The sequence below is a fragment of the Janthinobacterium sp. TB1-E2 genome (assembly GCF_036885605.1).
In the GTDB taxonomy this organism is placed as follows: Bacteria; Pseudomonadota; Gammaproteobacteria; order Burkholderiales; family Burkholderiaceae_D; genus Janthinobacterium; species Janthinobacterium aestuarii.
In genome coordinates this window covers 3,463,792-3,477,846 of the sequence record NZ_CP142523.1, presented here as the reverse complement: position 1 = coordinate 3,477,846, position 14,055 = coordinate 3,463,792, and the positions used below count along the sequence as shown (strand labels likewise).

Sequence of the window (14,055 nt, the reverse complement as noted above, 5' to 3'; positions counted from 1 at the left end):
GGGCAGCTTTTTTTTCGCGTGCGCGCCTGTGCCGCAAGCCGTGCTTCGGCGACAATGCCCCCATGAAACGATACCCTTCCCTGCTGCTCCTGTTTTGCCTGTCCCTGCCGGCCGCCGCGCAGAAGCAAGCGGCCTGCCCGTATGCCGCCTGGAAAAGCGGCTTCAAGGGCGATGCGCGGGCGCAAGCCACGTGCTTGCTGCGTCCTGTGAAACTGTATGCGCGCCTGGGCGAGAGCGCGCCGCTGCCGGACTTTCTTGCCGCCCGCATCGGCCAGCGCACGGGCATCGCGCCGGCCAGGCTGCGTACCTGGCTTGCCGAGCAAGGCATCGCCGAAGCGGACGTGGGCGGCGCCGTCGATGCACCGCTGTCGCGCGCCGTGGGCCGGTTGGCCGCCCCCATTGCCCGCTATTTCGTCATCCACGACACCAGCTACCCGAATTTTCTGCTGGAACCCATTCCCGGCCACATCAACGACGCCAGCTGGGATTTCAACGATTTCAATCTACGTAACCCCGCGCTGGGCGGCGGTCCGAAAGGCCATGTGTACGTGAACCGCCTGGGCGGCTCCCTGGCCGTGCGCGACTTCGGCACGGCCAGCTACGCGAGCAAGCTGGAAAAAGACAAGCCGTCGCTGACGGGCCTGTTCCTGCACGTGGAATTGGTGCAGCCGCGCAACTCCGTGCCCGGCGGCGGCAAAGGCAACGACGGGCTGGCGCCCGATCCCGGTTTTACGCCTGCGCAATACGAGCGCCTGGCCCTGCTGTACATCGCCGCCAGCGTGCGCAAGGGCACGTGGCTGATCCCCGCCTTCCACGCCGTGCTCGATACGGGCTATGCGAATGGCCATGACGATCCGCAGAACTTTTCGCTGGAGCAATGGGATACAACCCTCGGTCATTTGAGCGCCGTCATGACCGGCGCCGACGCGCCGAATTGAACACCACCTGCACGCCGATTTGGAGGATACTTTAGCTCCCGCCGTTGCACCGCGTGGATGCCGAGCTGTCGATGGAGAGCTGCGATGACCTATGCCTCTGACCAGAAAATGCACGTGCTGGACATGCCCGCGCGTACGCGGCGCATCTTCAGCATGCGCGATGCCGTGCTGACGCAATGGGAACACGAGGTGCGCGCCAAGGTGCGCGGTGCCGATGCCTTGCTGACACCCATCTTGATCAATACCTTGCCCGCCTTCTTCGACAACCTGGCCGAAGCGCTGACGCCAGGCTATCCGCGCGACAATGCCACCAGCAATACCAATGCCCCGGCCGTGCACGGCAACGAACGGGCGCGCATGACCAGCTATGGCCCGGAACAGGTGATCCAGGAATACCAGATCTTCCGCGACTGTTTCGCCGATGCGGCCCTCGACGCGGGCGTGCCGCTGCGGCGCCGCGACTGGAAGGTGATCAATGCCTCGATCGATACGGGCATCCGCGAAGCCATCCTGGAATTTACTGCCATGCATGAAAGCTTCCAGCGGCGCATCGCGGCCGGCCTGTCGCACGACATGCGCAATCCCCTCTCCGTCATGCTCAACAGCGCCCAGCTGCTGCAGCGGCGCGCGCAGCAGTTCGACGTGCCGGCCCTGGCGTCGAAAATCATCGAACACGGCAAGCGCCTCGACGACATGATCCAGGAATTGCTCGATACGCTCAGCTACCACCGGGGGCAAAAGCTGCCGCTGGTCTTGCATCGCTTCGATATCCTGCCGCTGGCGCAGCAGGTGGCCGACAGCGTGAATACGGGCCATCCGGGCAAGTGCCAGGTCACGGGTGCGTCCGTCACCGGCTGGTGGTGCGAAAATTCGCTGCGCCGCGCCCTGGAAAACCTGGTCGGCAACGCCCTCAAGTATGGCGATGACGGCCCCATCAAAATCCACATCAACACCCTGCGCGAACGCATGATACTCACCGTGCACAACACGGGCAGCACCATCGCCCCGGAGCAGACCGAGCGTATCTTCGAATACCTGCGCCGCGAACATCAGGGCAGCGCGCCCGGCTGGGGCATCGGCCTGCCCTTCGTGCAAAACGTGGCGGAAAGCCACGGCGGCAGCGCGCTGGTCGACAGTGCGCCGGAAACAGGCACCACGTTTACCATCGACCTGCCCATCGACTGCCGGCCCTTCGTCACGCCGGACGCTTGAGCTCGCCGCCAACTGCCCCAACACCGGCATTTTCCGCGCAGTAACGCACCAATACGGTGCGGATGACGGTTTTACGCCACAAAAATGGTCATTTTTTACATACTTTCGGGTGCGCGGCACTGGCACGATTTCTGCTGAGCTATAGTCAGACACGGCTCAAGGGAAATCACAACATGGCAAATTTTTTCAATGAAATGACTGCAAATGAAGTGGGTACGGACAGCAAGGTACGTGAACACTATCGTGAATTCAGCAACTGGCTGGAGCAGCAATCCCCCGAGACCATCGCCCGCAAGCGGGCCGAAGCCGACCTGACGTTCCGCCGGGTCGGCATCACGTTCGCCGTCTACGGCGACGATGCCGGCACGGAACGCCTGATTCCGTTCGACACCATCCCGCGCATCATTCCCGCCGCCGAATGGGCACAGATGCAGACGGGCCTGGTGCAGCGCGTGCAAGCCTTGAACATGTTCATCCATGATATTTATCATGAGCAAAACATCATCAAGGCGGGCATCATTCCTGCCGAGCAAATCTACAAGAATGCCCAGTACCGCCCGGAAATGCAGGGTATTTCCGTCGCCTCCGACATTTACGCCCACATCGCCGGCGTCGACATCGTGCGGGCCGGACAGGGCGAATTCTATGTGCTGGAAGACAACCTGCGCGTGCCCTCCGGCGTGTCCTACATGCTGGAAGACCGCAAGATGATGATGCGGCTGTTCCCGGAACTGTTCGCCCGCAACCGCATCGCCCCCGTCGACCATTACCCCGACATGCTGCTCGACAACTTGCGCTCGGTCGCGCCGATGGGCGTCGATGACCCCACGGTCGTCGTCATGACGCCGGGCATGTACAACTCCGCCTATTTCGAACATGCATTCCTGGCCCAGCAGATGGGCGTGGAACTGGTGGAAGGCAAGGATCTGTTCGTCAACGACAACTCGGTGTACATGCGCACGACGCGCGGCCCCAAGCGAGTCGACGTGATCTACCGCCGCGTGGACGACGATTTCCTCGACCCGCTGGCTTTCCGCTCGGACTCGTCGCTGGGCGTGCCGGGCCTGCTGTCCGTCTACCGCGCCGGCCGGGTGACCCTGGCCAACGCGATCGGCACGGGCGTGGCCGACGACAAGTCGATCTACCCGTTCGTGCCCGACATGATCAAGTTTTACCTGTCGCAGGAACCCATACTCAACAACGTGCCCACGTACCAATGCCGCAAGAGCGCCGATTTGTCCTACGTGCTGGCGAACCTGGCGCAACTTGTCGTCAAGGAAGTGCATGGCGCGGGCGGCTACGGCATGCTGGTGGGGCCGGCGTCCAGCCTGGCCCAGATCGAGGATTTCCGCCAGCGCCTGCTGGCCAATCCGGGCGGCTACATCGCCCAGCCGACCCTGGCCCTGTCCGCCTGCCCCACGTATGTCGAGGCCGGCATCGCGCCGCGCCACATCGATTTGCGCCCGTTCGTGCTGTCCGGCAAGACGATTTCCATGGTGCCCGGCGGCCTGACCCGCGTGGCGCTCGGCGAAGGCTCGCTCGTGGTCAACTCCTCGCAAGGGGGCGGCACCAAGGATACCTGGGTACTGGAAGCCACTTCCGCTTTTGCAGGAGAGAAAACATGCTGAGCCGCACCGCAGATCATTTGTTCTGGATGGCCCGCTACACGGAGCGGGCGGAAAACACGGCGCGCATGCTCGACGTTAACATGCAGACCTCGATGCTGCCCCAGTCCGAACAGGACGCGGAGCAAGGCTGGCGCGCCACCCTGGGTATTTCCGAGCTGCAAAGCGCGTACGATCACAAATATGGCCGTTTTCATACGCGCGACGTGCTCGACTTCATGGTGCGCGACCCGAACAACCCGTCGTCCATCCTTGCCTGTCTGACGGGGGCGCGCGAAAACGCCCGCGCCGTGCGGGGGACTTTGACGACGGAAGTGTGGGAAATCCAGAACGCCACCTGGCTCGACATGCAGAAGCGTTTGAAAAGCAATCTGCTGGAAACGGACCCCAGCCAGTTCTTCGAGTGGGTCAAGTACCGTTCGCACCTGTCGCGCGGCGTGACCCTGGGCACCATGCTCAAGGATGAGGCCATCCATTTCATTCGCCTCGGCACCTTCCTCGAGCGGGCCGACAACACGGCGCGCATCCTGGACGTGAAATTCCACGGCGCGCGGGACACGTCGAAAGACATCACCCAGCGCGATTTTTACTACTGGGCGGCCCTGCTGCGCTCCGTCTCCGGCTTCGAGATCTACCGCAAGGTTTACCGCGACGTGATCACCCCGGCACGGGTGGCGGAATTGCTGATGCTGCGCGGCGACATGCCCAGGTCGCTCCTGGCCTGCATGGATGACGTGGTGGAAAACCTCAAGCACATCCGCAACGATGTGTCGGCCGATACGGAGCGGTTTGCCGGCAAATTGCACGCGGAACTGAAATTCGGACATATCGACGACATCATGAAGGCGGGCTTGCACCTGACTTTGACGGAGTTTCTGGAAAACATCTATGACTTGGGCAACCGGGTCAGCCGCGACTTCCTCGTTCCCTTGGCGGCCTGATGCAGCTCACCATCCGCCACGAAACCCATTACGCCTACAGTGCGCCGCTGGCCTACACCATCCAGCAGCTGCACCTGACGCCGCGTATCGAGCCGCAGCAGCGCGCCCTGTCCTGGCAAATCACGACGCCGGGCCAGTGCCACGCCTACACGGATGCCTACGGCAACTTGTCGCACATGCTGACGATTAACGGTAGCCATCACTCCCTGAGCCTGGTGGCGCATGGCGTGGTGGAAACCATCTACCCGCACAAGGGACGGCTGAACCTGATCGACACCTTGTCGCCGTTGCTGTTTACCATGCCGACGCCGCTGACGCAGGCCGATCCCGCCATTCTCGACCTGGCGGCCGCCAGCCTGCCGGACCGGAGCGTGACGGCGGGCACGGGCCATCTGCTGCGCCTGGCCGAGCACATCGTCGGCAAGGTCGCGTATGAAAGCGGCGCCACCATGGTCACCACCACGGCCGGCGACGCGCTGGCCCTGGGACGCGGCGTGTGCCAGGATCACGCCCACCTGTTCCTTGCCTGCTGCCACGCCTGGGGAATCCCGGCCCGCTATGTGTCCGGCTATATCGATCCGGGCACGACGGGCCATGCGGCCAGCCATGCCTGGGTCGACGCGTGGGCCGAAGACACGGATTTCGCGGGCTGGGTCAGCATTGACGTCACGCATGCGCGGCTGATGACGGATGCGTATTGCCGCCTGGCCATCGGGCGCGATTACGATTCGGCGGCCCCCGTGCGCGGCGTGCGCCAGGGTGGTGGCACGGAAACCTTAAGAGTCGATGTGCAGATCGTGCCCGTGTAAACAGGCAGGAATGAGGCTGGCCGGGCCTTGCCAGCGGTATGCCGGGCCCGGCTGGTGTAAAATGCTTCCCCTTTTGATTTGATTTACGACGATGACTTATTGCATAGGCATGCGCCTGAACGAAGGCCTGGTCTTCCTGTCCGACTCCCGCACCAACGCCGGCGTGGACCAGGTAGGCACCTTCCGCAAGATGAGCGTGTTTGAAAACCCGGGCGACCGCATGCTGGTCCTGATGACGGCCGGCAATTTGTCGATCTCGCAGGCGATCCGCCAGATCGTTTCCGAACACGTCGATGCGGACGGGCGCAGCATCTGGAATGTGGCCAGCATGTATGACGCGGCCCGCATCGTGGGCGAAGCCGTGCGCACCGTGCACCTGCGCGAAGCGAAGGCCCTGGCCGACTGCGGCATCGATTTCAATGTCAGCATCATATTAGGCGGGCAGATAGGCGCCGAGCGCTGCCGGCTGTTCCAGGTGTATTCAGCCGGCAATTTCATCGAATCGCACGATGAAAACACGTATTTCCAGATCGGCGAAGCTAAATATGGCAAGCCCATCATCGACCGGGTGATCAACCCGTTCACGCGCCTGGACGAGGCGGCAAAGTGCGCGCTGATCTCCATGGATTCGACCTTGCGTTCGAACATTTCCGTCGGCTTGCCGCTCGACCTGCTCGTCTACGAGACAGGCAGCCTTGCCGTCACGCGCTTCGTCACCATCGATGAAAAGAACCAGTATTTCCGCATGATCCGCGACACGTGGGGCGAACAATTGAAACAGGTGTTCGAAGGCATCGTCGATCCCGTGTGGAACGCGGCGCCGGAGACGACGACGAACGTGCTGTCGTCCGCCAACATGCACAGCAAGCCCGTGCGCGTGGCCATTCCCGAGCACGTGAGCCGCGGCGGCCTGACCGTGGCACCGCTGCAATCGTTGGCGCAGCAGTTCAGCGACGACAAGCAGCATTGATCTGCCGCGCACCGCCTGCGCGCGATGCTGGACAAGTCGCTTTTCGCGTGCTTTTATGGCAATATGGGTTGATATTTAATCCAGATTGACCTGAAAGGCAGGTAGCGCATGGACTTGATCACTTCCGCCGTCGTGGCGGCCATCGGGCATGGCGCGCCCGGCCATGCGCCCGAAGCCGTGGCCAGCCACTATGAGCGGCTCAAGCAGGCCATCGCCAAGTTCGACAGCGCCGCCGCCATCCTGGCCGCCATCGCCGCACTGGAAGCCGAGCCTGCCAATAACCAGCTGCAACTGGCCCTGTCGGCCGCCCTGTCCAGCGCGAAAGTGCCGGACGACATGGAAACCCTGTTTGCCGCGCAAGGCTTGCTCGATGCGGTGCAGCGGCCTTTGCCCCAGGCACCCGACGTGGAAGCGGCGCCCGCCCCGGCCGATAAAAGCGCCGTCGTATCGAATTATGCCGTCGTCAAAGTGTATTTCGCCACAGACCGCCAACGCGACGTGGGCAAGCCGCCGGCCCAGCGCTTCAGCGGCGAACGCAACATTCTGGGAGGCAATGGCCCGCTCAGCTATGGCAGCTGCGACATCAGCATCCCCCGCGACCACCGCATGGGCCAGCTGGAATCGCCGTCGCTGTGGCGCCTGGAATTTCGCGACGACCCGGCCAAGCACGTGGTGGTGCTGTCCGCCGAGGTGCAGGACCGCGACAACTTCTTTGCCGCCCTCAAAACCCAGATCCGCGCCTCGGCCGATAAAAGCGCCTTTCTCTTCGTGCACGGCTATAACGTGAGTTTCGAGGATGCGGCGCGGCGCACGGGACAGATGGCCTACGACCTCGGTTTCGACGGCGCGCCCGTGTTCTACAGCTGGCCGTCGCGCGGCGGCGTGGCTGGCTACACCATCGATGAAAACAATATCGAATGGAGCACGCCCCACATGACGGCTTTCCTGGCCGACTTTCTCGCCAGCACGGAAGCAGCACAAGTCTATCTGGTGGGGCACAGCATGGGCAGCCGAGGCCTGGCGCGGGCCGTGGCCGACTTGCTGGCCGCACAGCCGCAGCTGGCGCAAAAGATCACGGAAATCATCCTGTCCGCACCCGATATCGACGCGGCCATCTTCAAGCACGATATCGCGCCGAAACTGGCCGGCGCGCGCAACCCCGTCACCTTGTATGCCTCGTCGCAAGACCTGGCCCTGGCCGCCTCGAAGGCCGTGCACGGCTACGCGCGCGCGGGCGACAGCGGCGCCGGCATGCTGATCGTGGCGGGCGTGGAAACCATCGACGCCAGCGGGGTCGACACGAGTTTCATGAAACACACGTATTTCGCGGAAAAGCGCTCCGCCCTGTCTGACATGTTTTATCTGATACGCAACCATGCGCGCGCCGACCAGCGCTTTCTCGACCCCGTCGACACGGCGGCCGGCCGCTATTGGACGTTCAAACCGTGACGCCGTTCCATCCGGTGCGGCACGCATGCTAAGATACGGCCCAGAGGGTGGCAACGGGCACGGCGATGACGCCGCCAGCCGATCCCCCGCAAGCAGGCCTATCATGTTGACATCATCTTCTACACCGCAAGCCGAATCGCTGATCCGCAACACCAACGCCCGCGTCACCAAGACGCGCGTGAAGGTGCTCGACTTTTTAATGGCGCAAAGCCGTTCGCTGACCCACCATGAAATCCAGCAGGCGCTGTCGCAGGACAGCGATATCGATTCCGTCACCCTGTACCGGGTACTGGAATGGCTGACGGAAAATGAACTCGTGCACCGCATCGCGGGCACCGACCAGGTATGGCGCTTCAGCGCGGGCGCCGGCCACCAGGCGCACGAGCACGCGCACTTCCAATGCACCAAATGCGCGAACGTCACCTGCTTCAATGAAGTCAAGCTGCCGCCGCCCGTGCTCTTGCCGGAAGGCTTCAGCGGCGGCGAAGTCGATTACCTGATCAAGGGCCTGTGCCCGCGCTGCAAATAGCGGTGTCACTTCAGCAGCAAGGCCAGGTGATGCTCGTCATGGAACAGCTCACCGACGCGCATCGAGCGCGGCTCCGTGCCATACGCGATAAATCCCAGCGATTCATACAGCCGCAAGGCGGCATTGTTTTCCGCATTCACGCTCAAGTGCACTTGCATGATGGCAGGGTCGCGTTCGGCCTGTTCGATGCAGGCGTTGACGAGCCGCCGCGCCACGCCCTTGCCCCGCTGCGTCACGTCGACAAACACGCCCCACAGCAAGGCCTTGTGCGACAACTGGCGCATCCTTTCGCGCTGCAATCCGGCAAAACCGACGAGACGTTCGCCATCGAAGGCGCCAAAACCGCGCTGAAAGGCGCCGCCGGCAATGCGCTGCGCATGTTCTTCCGGCGTGCGCGCCAGCTCGTCTTCACGCGACGAAGAAAACGAGCTGGGCGAATCAAGGATGGCGCGCAGGCGCAGCGCGCAAAAGGCGGGGGTGTCTGCTGGCGTCAGCAGGCGGATGACGATCTCAGGTGCGGGCATGGTGGAATCCGGCAGTTTTTTCCCATTATACCCACGCCTCCAGCTCAGGCACGCACGCGGCGCAAACCCAGCAAAGTCCAGCCGTACAGGGCCGCCATCAGCAGCACCATGGCCGCTCCCAGGGCCGCAGTCCAGCTTTCCGGCAGCGACCACGCGGCGTAAAACTTGCCGGCCGCCATGTATCCAGCCATGACCACGCAGATGGCGACGATGGGCCAGCCCAGGCGGCGGCGGAACGCGCGCACGATGTCTGCCTGGCCCGTGCGCATGACTTTCGCCGTGACCCAGCCATCGAAGGTATCGGTCACGCCCATGCCGACGGCGAACACGAGGCCGGTCAGCAAGGCTGGCTGCATGCCGCCCAGCGCGACGGCCGCGTAGCCCCAGGCGGCCGCCTGCAGGGCCGTGTCGAAGACGAGCGCGAACAGCATGCCGACGAGGATGGCGGCGAGCGGTCCCGAAGCGCCCCGCAGCGCCCGCGGCAACAGCCGGCCGCGCACCTCGGCCAGTTGCGCGCCGGCCAGCAAGCTGCGCGCATTCATGCCGGCGATGAGCAATAGCAAGGCAATGGGCAGCCATTCCAGCCAGCCGAATACTGCCTCCGACGGTGTAAATTGCTGCGACGCGACGGCCGCGACGGCGACGATGGCCAGCACGGTGAGGCCATGCCCCAGCGCAAACAGCGCGCCCATCCACGGCGCCCAGCGCGGCGCTGCGGCCTGGCTGCGCAAGGTCAGGCCATCGACGGCGGCCAGGTGATCGGGTTCCAGCCCATGCCGCATGCCGAGCAGGAAAATCAGCGCCAGGGCGGGCAAGCCCGCTTCCACGCTCATGCCGCCACCTCGCTTACGCTGGCCGTCACGCAACGGTCCAGGCCGCGTATCAGCATATCCTGCGGCAAGTCGCGGCCGATAAAGATGATCTTGCTGGCGCGCGGTTCGCCGTCGCGCCACGGCGCGCCCAGCTCCGAGCCCATCAGCATGTGCACGCCCTGGAACACGGCGCGGCAATCCAGGTCGGCAACATACAAAATCCCCTTGTAGCGCATCAGCTGGGTGCCGAACAGCTGTACCACAGCATCGAGAAAATTTTCCACCTGCAGCAGGTCGAGGGGCTGGGACTGGTGATAGACGAATGATTGCACGCCGTCGCCATGGCGGTGTCCCAGTTCTCCCAGGAAATCCGGCTCCAGCTCGACGATGGCGTTCAAGTTGAAACCGCGAATATTCAGGATGTCGCGCAGCGGCACATTGCCGAAGCGCACTTTCTGTATGCCGGCGCGGCCATTGATGGCGACCAGGCGCTGGCGCAACGCGGCCAGCTCGTCCTTGCTGACCAGGTCCGTCTTCGACAGCAGGATGCGGTCGGCAAAGCCCACCTGCTCCTGCGCTTCCTTGTGCGCCGTCAATTGCTGCTGCGCGTGGCGCGCATCGACCACCGTCAGGATGGCGTCGAGCATGTAGTACTCGCTGACGGAGGGCTCCGCAAAGAAAGTTTGCGCCACGGGTCCGGGCGCGGCCAGGCCCGTCGTTTCGATGATCACGTGGTCGAAGGCAATAATTCCTGCCGCGCGCCTGGCCTGCAGTTCACCGAGGATGCGGATCAGGTCGCCGCGCACGCTGCAGCAGATGCAGCCATTGTTCATTTCCACGATCTGCTCGTCGCTATCTTGCACCAGCAAGCCATGGTCGATGCTTTCGGCGGCGAATTCGTTTTCGATCACGGCGATGCGCACGCCGTGATCGCCCTGCAATATGCGCTTGAGCAAGGTGGTTTTCCCGCTGCCGAGAAAACCCGTGATGATGGTAACGGGGATCAATTCTGTCATAGTGCTTTCCTGTCGGTGGTTAATCTTCGAGTTCTTCCATGCGCTGCCATTGGGGAAACGGGTCGGCCAGCTTGCGCCAGGCGGCCATGCCCTGGCGCGTTTCCGTGTAGTTGAGTTGACATTTCTTCAAGTCCGCCTCGATGGCGGCCTGGTCCATGTCCTGGCCGATGAAGACGAGCTCCTGGTAGCGGTCGCCATACGTTTCGCTCCAGCCCGCTTTAACTTCCGCCAGCGAGGCCGCATCCGTTGGCCAGCGCTCCTTGGGCACGGACGCCCACCACAGGCCCACGGGTTCGATATTCATCAGCTTGCCCGCGCCGGACAGGCTGGCCACCCATTCGGGGCGGCTGGCCAGCCAGAAATATCCCTTGCTGCGCACCACGCCCTTGATCGGCTGGGCAATGTAGTCATGCAGGCGCTGCGCGTGGAACGGCTCCTTCGACCGGTACACAAAACTGCTGATGCCATAGGTGTCCGTTTCCGGCGTGTGGATGCCGGCCAGCTCCTGCGCCCAGCCCGGCATGCTGGCCGCCTGCTCCAGGTTGAACAGATTCGTGCCCAGGATGGCGTCGAGCGGCACGAGGGACTGGTTCGTTTCGATGATGCGCGCGCCGGGATTCAACGCCTTGATGACGGCCAGCACGCGCAGGCGCTCGGCCGCATCGACCATGCCGACCTTGTTGAGGACGATGACATTGGCAAACTCGATCTGTTCCGTCAGCAAATTGGCCAGCTGGCGGTCGTCCCCCTCGCCCGCCGTCTCGCCCCGCTGCTCGAGGCTGTCTTCACTGTGGAAATCATTGAGCAGGTTGACGCAGTCGACGACGGTGACCATGCAGTCGATGCGCGCCACGTCATTGAGGCTGTCGCCGTGCTCATCCTCGAAGTCGAAGGTGGCGGCGACGGGCATCGGCTCGCCCACGCCCGTCGATTCGATCAGCAAATAATCGAAGCGGTCTTCCGCGGCCAGGCGCCGCACTTCCAGCAACAGATCGTCGCGCAAGGTGCAGCAGATGCAGCCGTTCGACATTTCCACGAGTTTTTCTTCCGTGCGCGACAAAGCCGCGCCGGCCGCTTCGGCACTGTCTTTCACGAGCGAGGCATCGATATTGACTTCGCTCATGTCATTGACGATGACGGCCACGCGCTTGCCTTCGCGGTTGCGCAGTATGTGGTTGAGCAAGGTGGTCTTGCCGGCGCCGAGAAAGCCGGATAGGACGGTGACGGGGAGTTTGCGCTGGGCCATGGGTATCTTTCGGATGAGCAATTAAGGGAGGCAATGGACCTTGGATTTTAAATGCAAGTCTATTGCGTTTGCATTATAATGCAGCTCAGTTGCATTTGTGCGGCAATCTTTGCCGGCCTGACTTCCGAAAGAATTCCATGCTCCACCTCGCCTCTTTGACCTATGGCTATGACCATGCCAGCCCCGTGCTCGATATCGACGCATTCCACTTGCCCGCCGGGCAGCACGCACTGCTGCTGGGGCCGTCCGGCTCCGGCAAATCGACTTTGTTGCATTTGCTGGCGGGCATCCTGGCGCCCCAGGCGGGCCGCCTTGAAGTGGCGGGCAAGTCCCTGCCCGGCCTCACGCCGCGCCAGCGCGACAGCTGGCGCGGCCGCACCATCGGCTTGCTGCCACAGCAACTGGCGCTGGTGCCCAGCTTGAACGTGCTCGACAATGTCTTGCTGCCCGCCTACGCCAGCGGGCAGCGGCCCGATCCGGCCCGCGCGGCCAGCTTGCTGGGCCAGTTGGGCCTGGCCAACAAGCTCGATACCTACCCATATGCTTTGAGCGGCGGCGAACGCCAGCGGGCCGCCATCGCGCGCGCCATTGTCATGCGCCCGCGGCTGATCCTGGCCGACGAGCCGACGGCCAACCTCGACGACGCCGCCTGCACCGCCGTCGTGCACCTGCTGGCCAGCCAGGCTGAGCAAGTTGGCGCCTCGCTGGTGATTGCCAGCCACGACGCCAGGGTGCTGGCCGCCATGCCCGATGCGCTCGTGCTGCGCCTGCCCCGCTCCAGCTCCAGAGTGGCGGCATGAACGCGGCCACCCTGGCCTGGCGTGCCCTGCGCCACAAGCCGCTGGCGTCCAGCCTGAATCTGCTGCTGGTGGCCATCGGCATCGCCATGATGACGTTCATTCTCGGCGTATCCAGCCAGCTGGAAGAGCACGCCGAACGCGATGCCCAGGGCATCGACCTGGTGGTGGGCGCCAAGGGCTCGCCCTTGCAACTGATCCTGTCGTCCGTGTATCACGCCGATATTCCAACCGGTAACATTCCCAACAGCGCGCTGGCGGCGCTGGCCGCGCAGCCGCTGGTGCAATCCGCGATCCCGCTCGCGCTGGGCGACAATTTCCACGGTGTGCGCATCGTCGGCAGCACCACGGCGCTGCTCGACCATTACGGCGCGCAGCTGGCGCAAGGAAAGTTGTTCGCGCAACCGATGCAAGCCGTGTTCGGCGCCCAGGCGGCCCGTGAAACAGGCGCCACCCTCGGCGCCCGCTTTGCCGGCTCGCACGGCCTGGCTTCCGGCGGCGAAGTGCACGAGCACGCGCCCTACACGGTAACGGGCATTTTGGCGCCCACGGGCACCGTGCTCGACCGATTGATCGTCACGCCCGTCGCTTCCGTGTGGCGGGTGCACGAAACGGACCCGGATGAACCAGCGGCAACTGCGCCCCAGCGCGAATTGACGGCCGTGCTGGTGCAATACGCTTCGCCCCTGGCCGCCATCAGCCTGCCGCGCTGGGTCAATAGCCAGCCGCGCCTGCAGGCGGCCCAGCCCGCTTTCGAGGCGGCACGGCTATTCAATTTGCTGGGCGTGGGCATCGCCGTGCTGCGGGCGATTGCCGCCGGCGTGCTGCTGGTGGCGGCCCTGTCGCTGTTCGTGGCGCTGTATGGCGCGCTGGAAGAGCGCAAGACGGACCTGGCCATCCTGCGCACCCTGGGCGCCTCGCCCGGCAAACTGCTGCGTTTGCTGCTGGCGCAAGGCTTGCTGCTGTCATTGACGGGCGCGGCGCTAGGCTGGCTGCTGGGCCATGCCGGTGTTGGCTTGCTGGAATCGATGCAGCAACTGAATCTGCAAGCGTGGCGCATCGCGCCCGGTGAAGCTTGGCTGCCCGTTATTGCCGTGGCGGTGGGACTGCTGGCCGCCGCCATTCCCGCTGCACGCGCCTACCGCACCGATATCGCCGCCACCCTGGCGCGCTCCTGAAAGGAAAAA

14 protein-coding genes are annotated in these 14,055 nt (G+C 63.7%); 10 read left to right on the top strand and 4 right to left on the bottom strand.

The genetic code is table 11. The features are described 5' to 3' along the window. Nucleotides 1-62 precede the first annotated feature (62 nt). The 8 genes from OPV09_RS15385 to OPV09_RS15350 all read left to right on the top strand — a co-directional run bounded on the left by OPV09_RS15385 (nucleotide 63) and on the right by OPV09_RS15350 (nucleotide 8,473). Complete coding sequence (locus OPV09_RS15385; protein WP_072453648.1) at nucleotides 63-938, top strand: hypothetical protein; 876 nt, start codon at nucleotides 63-65, stop codon at nucleotides 936-938. 84 nt (nucleotides 939-1,022) lie between these two features. After that, nucleotides 1,023-2,150 (top strand): HAMP domain-containing sensor histidine kinase, encoded by a 1,128-nt coding sequence (locus OPV09_RS15380; RefSeq protein ID WP_338678675.1) that lies wholly within the window; start codon nucleotides 1,023-1,025, stop codon nucleotides 2,148-2,150. A gap of 173 nt (nucleotides 2,151-2,323) precedes the next feature. Continuing rightward, nucleotides 2,324-3,778, top strand: coding sequence for a circularly permuted type 2 ATP-grasp protein (locus tag OPV09_RS15375; RefSeq protein ID WP_338678674.1), 1,455 nt, complete (start codon nucleotides 2,324-2,326; stop codon nucleotides 3,776-3,778). Next, complete coding sequence (locus tag OPV09_RS15370; RefSeq protein ID WP_034748325.1) at nucleotides 3,772-4,716, top strand: alpha-E domain-containing protein; 945 nt, start codon at nucleotides 3,772-3,774, stop codon at nucleotides 4,714-4,716. Before OPV09_RS15375 ends, OPV09_RS15370 begins: the two co-directional genes overlap by 7 nt. Continuing rightward, nucleotides 4,716-5,525 carry a transglutaminase family protein gene (locus tag OPV09_RS15365; protein WP_034748328.1) on the top strand — a complete coding sequence of 270 codons (810 nt, stop codon included), beginning with the start codon at nucleotides 4,716-4,718 and terminating at the stop codon, nucleotides 5,523-5,525. Before OPV09_RS15370 ends, OPV09_RS15365 begins: the two co-directional genes overlap by 1 nt. Nucleotides 5,526-5,616: 91 nt before the next feature. Further along, nucleotides 5,617-6,495, top strand: coding sequence for a peptidase (locus OPV09_RS15360; protein ID WP_128141527.1), 879 nt, complete (start codon nucleotides 5,617-5,619; stop codon nucleotides 6,493-6,495). A gap of 108 nt (nucleotides 6,496-6,603) precedes the next feature. Continuing rightward, the gene (locus tag OPV09_RS15355; protein ID WP_338678673.1) at nucleotides 6,604-7,944 is read left to right on the top strand and encodes an alpha/beta hydrolase; all 1,341 of its coding nucleotides are present in this window, start codon (nucleotides 6,604-6,606) and stop codon (nucleotides 7,942-7,944) included. A gap of 103 nt (nucleotides 7,945-8,047) precedes the next feature. Then, nucleotides 8,048-8,473: a Fur family transcriptional regulator gene (locus OPV09_RS15350; protein WP_034748338.1), complete on the top strand. Its 426-nt coding sequence runs from the start codon at nucleotides 8,048-8,050 to the stop codon at nucleotides 8,471-8,473. A gap of 5 nt (nucleotides 8,474-8,478) precedes the next feature. On the opposite strand, the gene OPV09_RS15345 is transcribed toward OPV09_RS15350, so the two are convergent. The 4 genes from OPV09_RS15345 to OPV09_RS15330 are packed head-to-tail and all read right to left on the bottom strand — an operon-like array spanning nucleotide 8,479 to nucleotide 12,071. Then, nucleotides 8,479-8,997 carry a GNAT family N-acetyltransferase gene (locus OPV09_RS15345; protein WP_338678672.1) on the bottom strand — a complete coding sequence of 173 codons (519 nt, stop codon included), beginning with the start codon at nucleotides 8,995-8,997 and terminating at the stop codon, nucleotides 8,479-8,481. A gap of 44 nt (nucleotides 8,998-9,041) precedes the next feature. After that, nucleotides 9,042-9,830: a hypothetical protein gene (locus OPV09_RS15340; protein ID WP_338678671.1), complete on the bottom strand. Its 789-nt coding sequence runs from the start codon at nucleotides 9,828-9,830 to the stop codon at nucleotides 9,042-9,044. After that, the gene (locus OPV09_RS15335) at nucleotides 9,827-10,825 is read right to left on the bottom strand and encodes a GTP-binding protein (protein WP_338678669.1); all 999 of its coding nucleotides are present in this window, start codon (nucleotides 10,823-10,825) and stop codon (nucleotides 9,827-9,829) included. Before OPV09_RS15335 ends, OPV09_RS15340 begins: the two co-directional genes overlap by 4 nt. A 19-nt stretch (nucleotides 10,826-10,844) precedes the next feature. Beyond that, nucleotides 10,845-12,071: a GTP-binding protein gene (locus OPV09_RS15330; protein WP_338678668.1), complete on the bottom strand. Its 1,227-nt coding sequence runs from the start codon at nucleotides 12,069-12,071 to the stop codon at nucleotides 10,845-10,847. A 137-nt stretch (nucleotides 12,072-12,208) separates the two neighbouring features. Here OPV09_RS15330 and OPV09_RS15325 point away from each other — a divergent pair, with 137 nt between their 5' ends. Together OPV09_RS15325 and OPV09_RS15320 are read left to right on the top strand one after the other, a co-directional pair. Beyond that, nucleotides 12,209-12,871: an ABC transporter ATP-binding protein gene (locus OPV09_RS15325; RefSeq protein WP_034748349.1), complete on the top strand. Its 663-nt coding sequence runs from the start codon at nucleotides 12,209-12,211 to the stop codon at nucleotides 12,869-12,871. Next, the gene (locus tag OPV09_RS15320; protein WP_338678667.1) at nucleotides 12,868-14,046 is read left to right on the top strand and encodes an FtsX-like permease family protein; all 1,179 of its coding nucleotides are present in this window, start codon (nucleotides 12,868-12,870) and stop codon (nucleotides 14,044-14,046) included. The genes OPV09_RS15325 and OPV09_RS15320 overlap by 4 nt, the downstream gene beginning before the upstream one ends. Nucleotides 14,047-14,055 lie beyond the last annotated feature (9 nt).

What these genes read in the sequence shown, in the direction of transcription:
- OPV09_RS15380 (WP_338678675.1), top strand. Translation starts at nt 1,023, where the DNA reads ATGACCTATGCCTCTGACCAGAAAATGCACGTGCTGGACATGCCCGCG.
- OPV09_RS15340 (WP_338678671.1), bottom strand. Translation starts at nt 9,830, where the DNA reads ATGAGCGTGGAAGCGGGCTTGCCCGCCCTGGCGCTGATTTTCCTGCTC.
- OPV09_RS15350 (WP_034748338.1), top strand. Translation starts at nt 8,048, where the DNA reads ATGTTGACATCATCTTCTACACCGCAAGCCGAATCGCTGATCCGCAAC.
- OPV09_RS15360 (WP_128141527.1), top strand. Translation starts at nt 5,617, where the DNA reads ATGACTTATTGCATAGGCATGCGCCTGAACGAAGGCCTGGTCTTCCTG.
- OPV09_RS15330 (WP_338678668.1), bottom strand. Translation starts at nt 12,071, where the DNA reads ATGGCCCAGCGCAAACTCCCCGTCACCGTCCTATCCGGCTTTCTCGGC.
- OPV09_RS15320 (WP_338678667.1), top strand. Translation starts at nt 12,868, where the DNA reads ATGAACGCGGCCACCCTGGCCTGGCGTGCCCTGCGCCACAAGCCGCTG.
- OPV09_RS15385 (WP_072453648.1), top strand. Translation starts at nt 63, where the DNA reads ATGAAACGATACCCTTCCCTGCTGCTCCTGTTTTGCCTGTCCCTGCCG.
- OPV09_RS15365 (WP_034748328.1), top strand. Translation starts at nt 4,716, where the DNA reads ATGCAGCTCACCATCCGCCACGAAACCCATTACGCCTACAGTGCGCCG.
- OPV09_RS15375 (WP_338678674.1), top strand. Translation starts at nt 2,324, where the DNA reads ATGGCAAATTTTTTCAATGAAATGACTGCAAATGAAGTGGGTACGGAC.
- OPV09_RS15370 (WP_034748325.1), top strand. Translation starts at nt 3,772, where the DNA reads ATGCTGAGCCGCACCGCAGATCATTTGTTCTGGATGGCCCGCTACACG.
- OPV09_RS15335 (WP_338678669.1), bottom strand. Translation starts at nt 10,825, where the DNA reads ATGACAGAATTGATCCCCGTTACCATCATCACGGGTTTTCTCGGCAGC.
- OPV09_RS15325 (WP_034748349.1), top strand. Translation starts at nt 12,209, where the DNA reads ATGCTCCACCTCGCCTCTTTGACCTATGGCTATGACCATGCCAGCCCC.
- OPV09_RS15355 (WP_338678673.1), top strand. Translation starts at nt 6,604, where the DNA reads ATGGACTTGATCACTTCCGCCGTCGTGGCGGCCATCGGGCATGGCGCG.
- OPV09_RS15345 (WP_338678672.1), bottom strand. Translation starts at nt 8,997, where the DNA reads ATGCCCGCACCTGAGATCGTCATCCGCCTGCTGACGCCAGCAGACACC.